This window comes from Okeania sp. SIO2B9 (assembly GCF_010672505.1).
GTDB lineage: Bacteria > Cyanobacteriota > Cyanobacteriia > Cyanobacteriales > Microcoleaceae > Okeania > Okeania hirsuta.
Window position 1 is genome coordinate 1 of the sequence record NZ_JAAHGK010000433.1, and the last position, 5,468, is coordinate 5,468.

A 5,468-nucleotide genomic window follows, 5' to 3' on the forward strand; every position below is an offset into this window, starting at 1 on the left:
TAGCTAATTTGGGCAAAATCTTCACCATCATCAGTGTTGGGAGTATTATTAGGCTCTAATATAGACCAATTTGCATAACTATTATTAACAACTGAACCTTGAGGTGCAGCACTACCTTGCCAAAACTGCATTCCTGCTTCTGGACCTGTAACCCATTTCCATACTCCCTCTTCGCTAGCATCACTTGCACCGATCCATCCTTCACTAACTTGATCTAAATCATTAGTAGCAATAGAATTAACAAAATCACTTTCTGCTGCTGAAGTGATGGTTACTAGATAACCTTGAAAACCATTAAAGTATTTATTTTCTGCTGCAATTTTTGCTTCTTGCCAAGTCAACCTTTCTGGGACAGATACATATTCATAATAATGTCCTGTATCTGAAAAAAAAAGAGCTGCTGAAGCTGTTTTGCTAATTCCTAAGCTGATTAAAATTGCACCAATAGTAGCAAAAGATAATTTTTTGATCATGGTATTTACAACTAATCTACAAAAATAAGTAGGTGGCCATAAAGCAATCCCAATCGGGTTTTCACTGTTCTGAATCTTCATCACTATATGGATAATTAAACCTACCTGCTTAATCATTACATTTTTATTTAATGATCGTAAGTAACTTTACGAATGTTTCATAAAAATGTTAAACTTGTAAGTAATTTTACATAAATCAACCAAACTATGAAAAGAGAAGTAAATACTAATAATATAGTAGTGCATCAAGAAAGTGTGGGGATGTTAACGAAGTCAGAAGTCAGAAGTTATTTTTGTAACGGGGATTTGAGCAAACCTCCAAAAACCCGATCGCCAGTTAAGGCGGGGTTGCGCGACCCAATTATTTTGATAAGATGAATATGGTCCCTAAATCATGGAAATAATTATGGGATGTCCTCTATTTGGTCATCACAAACCCCCATTAATAAAGATATAAAATGATTTCTCTAGGGTTCCCTCTACCTTGTTTATTCAACTATTCCTGAGCAACCTCATCCTCTGAACTTTTCGGAAAATTTCCCTGCTGATAAGCGGTAATTTGCTCGTCACTCAACAAGTCCATAAAATCTGCTAACTCACTATAAGTAACACATCGAACTTCTGGTAAACCACAGACAGACTCAGCAAACCGAAACATTGCGTTCCAGTAAGCACCGTTATTCCAAGCTGAAAAATGATGCCCAATATCTATAGGAGCGCGGTTGCCATTATAGTTGTTCTGGAAATACTTCATGTAAGTTTTCAGAGTATCCTCCTCATAACGTTTCGCATTACGAGGGTTTGGTTTTGCCTTAGAATGCAAATAATAAAAGTTATAATCCATTGACAGAACATTTTTTCCACGAGAATTAGTCAGACTAGCTAACGGAAAGTTCCAAATACCATTTTCCTTTCGCGGCCAATAGTTAGATAATGCTACTTTGCTGGTGTCATAGCGGAAACCATTTTTGGCTAAAACTTTATACAAACCCGGACTTCGAGCTAATAGTGGTGCGCGAAAACCTTCGATGGCAGTGCGATCAAATACTAGAGAACCTGGCAATTCATTAATTTTATGCGCTCCAAAGAAAAATTGCTCGAAATATTTAAACTCTTCGCTCCAGTCTTTCTCACTCCATTTGCTACCATCAAAATGACCCACTGCATGAGACCCGATCTCGTGACCTTCTTGATAAGCGAGGTTAACCTGTTCGAGTCTCAGAGCAATATCTTCCGCTGTATCACCCCAACCAATATCCGACCGACCTTTTCCTTTCCCACCGGGAGCATCGTAAAGTTTTCGTTTGTCTTTGCTGACAAAATATACTGCACTGACAAAATAAGTGAACCGCAGGTTAATACCTTTTTTCTCCATTTCTTGGGCAAAGTTGCGCGATCTTTTCCAAGCGTCTAGGGAACTGGAACCATCAAAAGCTAACATCACAAATTGGGGCGGTTTATCTATTTTGCTAACTATACCTTCATCTTGCATCAATTTGTAGAGGAAACGTGCATTCCAAAGGTTCAACTGACAGCTATTTCCACCGTTAGCTTTGACACAAGCAGTGATTAATTCTTGAGGAAAAGGACCCATGACTTGGTTATTTTCGACGCAATAACCGATAATTTTGTTGAGGGTAGCTCCCTCCGGACATCTTCTGTTTCCATAAGCTTGGAGAAATAATTTTTCTGACCATTGGTTACTATTGCAACTGCCACCACCTCCCCATTCTCGACATTTTTTAATCATTGTTTTAGTGAATGGTCCAAGAGCGTATTCGCCGTTAGTATAGAAGTATCCACCTTTGTCGTTAATGGGCTTTTTTTCAAACTTTAATGTCTCTAATTTAGAATTGTTAGTGGGTGTAGGGTTGTCGGAAATATTTGATGTGTTGCTACAGGCAGATATTAAGATTAAAATACTGTAGATAAAAAGGCTATGGTATGATTTTTGTTTTTTTAGCACTTTGATATTTTTCACTCCTCTAATGTAAGCATTAAGCGGTCAGCTATCAGCTATTAGCTTTATAGAATTAAAAGTATGAGTAATAGATACCCTACTTATTCTTTCTACCAAATTTCCAATCTTCTCCACCGGGTAATAAAGTCAAATTATCGTCAATAACAGCTAACAAATCATTAGAAGAATAACTGTAAGTTAAGGCTAAAAAACTCTTAGCAGTTGTGATTACAGAATTTATATCCACCATTTCCTCCAGTTGAAACGGACTGTAAGCACCATTTTCAACCTCCACGCTAGCATCACCAATAGCAAATTCAATCGCCTCTTCTAATATCTCATCCCATTCTTCTTCTTTAATGTAATAAGAAGTTTTATTTTCCTTTAAATTTAAGCTTTTAATTTTTCTAATTGAAGCCCGAATTGATGCTGCCCAGGAATTAGTTAATCGTTTTTCCACCTGATTTTTCATTAAGTGAATTAACACCACAGTTAAATAATAATCTATCTTGAAAAGTATGTCTTTTTTACTCATGGCATCCAGTTCGTCAATAATTGCTAAGGCATCGTGATTTCTACCTTCCATAATGCAAGTCCTTAAATCAATTAACTCTTGAGTTGTCATTAGTTATTTTTCTCCTAAAATTAACAATTAAAGATGCTACTTATTTCTTCTGCCAAACTTCCAATCTTCCCCACCTGGTAATAATGCTAAATTATCGTCAATAACAGCTAACAAATCTTTAGCAGAACAACTGTAAGTTAAGGCTAAAAAACTCTTAGCAGTTGCGATTACAGAATTTTTATCTACCATTTCCTCCAGTTTAAATGGACTGTAAGCGCCATTTTCTACCTCCGTGCTTGCATCACGAATAGCACGTTCTATAGCATTTTCTAACATCTCCTCCCATTCATTTTCTTTGATAAAATAAGAAGTTTGATTTGGCTTCAAATTTAAGTCTTGAATTTCAATAATTGCATTGCGGACGGACGCTGCCCAGGAATTAGTTAAACGTCCTTCTACCTGATTTTTAATTAAGTGAATTAACATCACAATTAAATAGGATTTGATTTTTCTGATGATGTCTTTTTTACTCATGGCATCCAGTTCGTCAACAATTGCTAAGGCATCGTGATTTCTACCTTCCATAATGCAAGTCCTTAAATCAATTAATTCTTGAGTTGTCATCAGTTATTTTCCTATAAATTATTGGTGCTTAAAAGGGGAGTATGGGAGTATTTTGTAGCATGGGAAAAATTAAATACACAGCTCTAACAGAAGTAAATAACAAATCGGCGAAGTATCCGAAACAACTATCATAACCTCTTTGATTTTCCCTCTTTTTCTAGTTGTTTGTGGGTTTGGCGATCGCTGATAAAATCCTCTTCATCGTAATCTAAATCTACTCCTTTAGACTTAAGAAATTTATCTGCTTCTAAAGGGGTTGAAAATTCCAATAATTCTCGCAATTCACCGCTACTAATAGAACCTTCGCGATAAGCTTATACCACAATTATTTCGATTAGCTTACGTTCTAAATTTCCCCATTTTTCCTTTAGGAAAGAGGCAAGTTCGTCTGGTAAGAAAATCTGAATTTGCTGCATGAGTATTTCCTCTAGTTATTAACTTATCATATCATAAATGATGACTGGTAACTGATAACTGAAATGGTGTTATTCTCAAGAAATTTTCTGGTATAATACCAGCAACAGTCTCAAATAGTAACAGGAAATTATCTATGTCTCTGACAGTTGCAGACTTGGAAAAAGTCCAAAAACAACTAACAGAAACTCATCAATAAACCCGGTTTATATATAAAAACTACCCTCAGTATTTCTTTATTTATGCCAGCTAGAGATGCTTACCATAACAACTTAATTAATGCTTTAGTCAAAGATAATTGGAGCATAACTGATGACCCTTACGTTATCAAGTGGGGTCCCATTTCAGTTATCAGTTATCAGTTATCAGTATCTCTGGCACTCAGCATCGGGATTGAAAGACTAAAGCTGATTTTTTTCATTCCCTTGAAAGGAGAAACTTTAGACCTTGTTTTTTAGGAAAAATAGCAGTAGAATTGAAAAGTTTTGCAAGTCCTTCCCCAATGAACGATCTAGAAAATGCGGTTGGTCAGTATATCGTTTACCACGATGTACTCAAAAAAACAAACCCAGAAAGAATCCTCTACTTAGCAGTAGATGAAGAAGCTTATGAGGGTATATTTAGCGAACCCATCGGCAAACTAATGCTAGAAAACCAACGCTTAAATTTAGTAGCTTTCCACAAATTAGAGGAGGTAATTATTGAATGGATACCATCAGTAAATATCAACAAATAATCGAGAAAATAATCGGCGAATACGCTAAATTGCGCTATTCTGATAGCGAAGTAGAAAGAAAAACGGTTTTTGACCGAGAACAAAACCATTATCTATTAATGATTGTGGGAGTAGAAGGTCATAAAATGGTTCATGGTTGCATAGTTCATCTGGAAATTAGAGAGGATAAAATTTGGATTCATCGCGACGGAATTGAAGATGGTATAGCAGGAGAATTGTTAGCAGAAGGGGTTCCTAAAGACAAAATTGTTTTAGGATTTTATACTCCCGAAAAACGTAAGATAACCGATTTTGCAGTTTGTTAATTTGAAGAGCGTTTTCGCTGGTGCAAATTCCGGTAGTAGACTGATACAACTAATGGGTGTACATTAGGGGTGGTTTATATAAACCTTAGAGTAAGCATTAAAATTCTAGCTAAAACCCGCCCCCTACTATTACACCGTTTTAGATGTGTCAGTCCATTACAATTTTTGCTGATAACTGATACCTGAAATTATGATTTCCCAAGAAAAAAAAGAACCTAAAATTAATCACATCCTTACCCTAACTATTCTATGGTTATTGGGAGCGGTGAGCGATCGCCTCTGGTTTGCTTTTGATAAGTCTGTACCTGCTTGGGATCAAGCTGACTATCTCACGGGTTCCCTGACTTACTGGCGTGCTTTTCAAAATGTGCAACTGTTTTCTGGGGAATGG

9 protein-coding genes and 1 pseudogene are annotated in these 5,468 nt (G+C 36.3%); 5 read left to right on the top strand and 5 right to left on the bottom strand.

All coding sequences use genetic code 11. The features are described from left to right. Nucleotides 1–473, bottom strand: a 473-nt coding sequence (locus F6K13_RS16200; protein WP_287287842.1) for a lectin-like protein, incomplete at its 3' end; no start/stop codon positions are given. A gap of 207 nt (nucleotides 474–680) precedes the next feature. Here F6K13_RS16200 and F6K13_RS16205 point away from each other — a divergent pair. Then, nucleotides 681–851: a hypothetical protein gene (locus F6K13_RS16205; protein WP_161564576.1), complete on the top strand. Its 171-nt coding sequence runs from the start codon at nucleotides 681–683 to the stop codon at nucleotides 849–851. Nucleotides 852–969: 118 nt separating this feature from the next. Here F6K13_RS16205 and F6K13_RS16210 read toward each other — a convergent pair whose 3' ends face one another. The 4 genes and pseudogenes from F6K13_RS16210 to F6K13_RS16225 form a co-directional block, all read right to left on the bottom strand. Continuing rightward, nucleotides 970–2,454, bottom strand: coding sequence for a hypothetical protein (locus F6K13_RS16210; protein WP_124145475.1), 1,485 nt, complete (start codon nucleotides 2,452–2,454; stop codon nucleotides 970–972). Between the two features lie 76 nt (nucleotides 2,455–2,530). Then, nucleotides 2,531–3,058 (bottom strand): DUF29 family protein, encoded by a 528-nt coding sequence (locus tag F6K13_RS16215; protein ID WP_124145474.1) that lies wholly within the window; start codon nucleotides 3,056–3,058, stop codon nucleotides 2,531–2,533. Nucleotides 3,059–3,094: 36 nt separating this feature from the next. After that, nucleotides 3,095–3,622 (bottom strand): DUF29 family protein, encoded by a 528-nt coding sequence (locus F6K13_RS16220; RefSeq protein ID WP_124145473.1) that lies wholly within the window; start codon nucleotides 3,620–3,622, stop codon nucleotides 3,095–3,097. 128 nt (nucleotides 3,623–3,750) lie between these two features. After that, nucleotides 3,751–3,924, bottom strand: a pseudogene (locus F6K13_RS16225) (UPF0175 family protein); the annotation flags it as partial. A gap of 354 nt (nucleotides 3,925–4,278) precedes the next feature. Here F6K13_RS16225 and F6K13_RS16230 point away from each other — a divergent pair. The 4 genes from F6K13_RS16230 to F6K13_RS16245 form a co-directional block, all read left to right on the top strand. After that, complete coding sequence (locus F6K13_RS16230; RefSeq protein ID WP_124145472.1) at nucleotides 4,279–4,494, top strand: element excision factor XisH family protein; 216 nt, start codon at nucleotides 4,279–4,281, stop codon at nucleotides 4,492–4,494. Between the two features lie 5 nt (nucleotides 4,495–4,499). Then, entirely contained in the window at nucleotides 4,500–4,772 is a 273-nt protein-coding gene (locus F6K13_RS16235; protein WP_275670390.1) for an element excision factor XisH family protein, read from the top strand. Then, nucleotides 4,742–5,077 (top strand): XisI protein, encoded by a 336-nt coding sequence (locus F6K13_RS16240; protein WP_124145470.1) that lies wholly within the window; start codon nucleotides 4,742–4,744, stop codon nucleotides 5,075–5,077. The genes F6K13_RS16235 and F6K13_RS16240 overlap by 31 nt, the downstream gene beginning before the upstream one ends. 190 nt (nucleotides 5,078–5,267) lie before the next feature. Next, nucleotides 5,268–5,468, top strand: a 201-nt coding sequence (locus F6K13_RS16245; RefSeq protein WP_287287843.1) for a hypothetical protein, incomplete at its 3' end; no start/stop codon positions are given.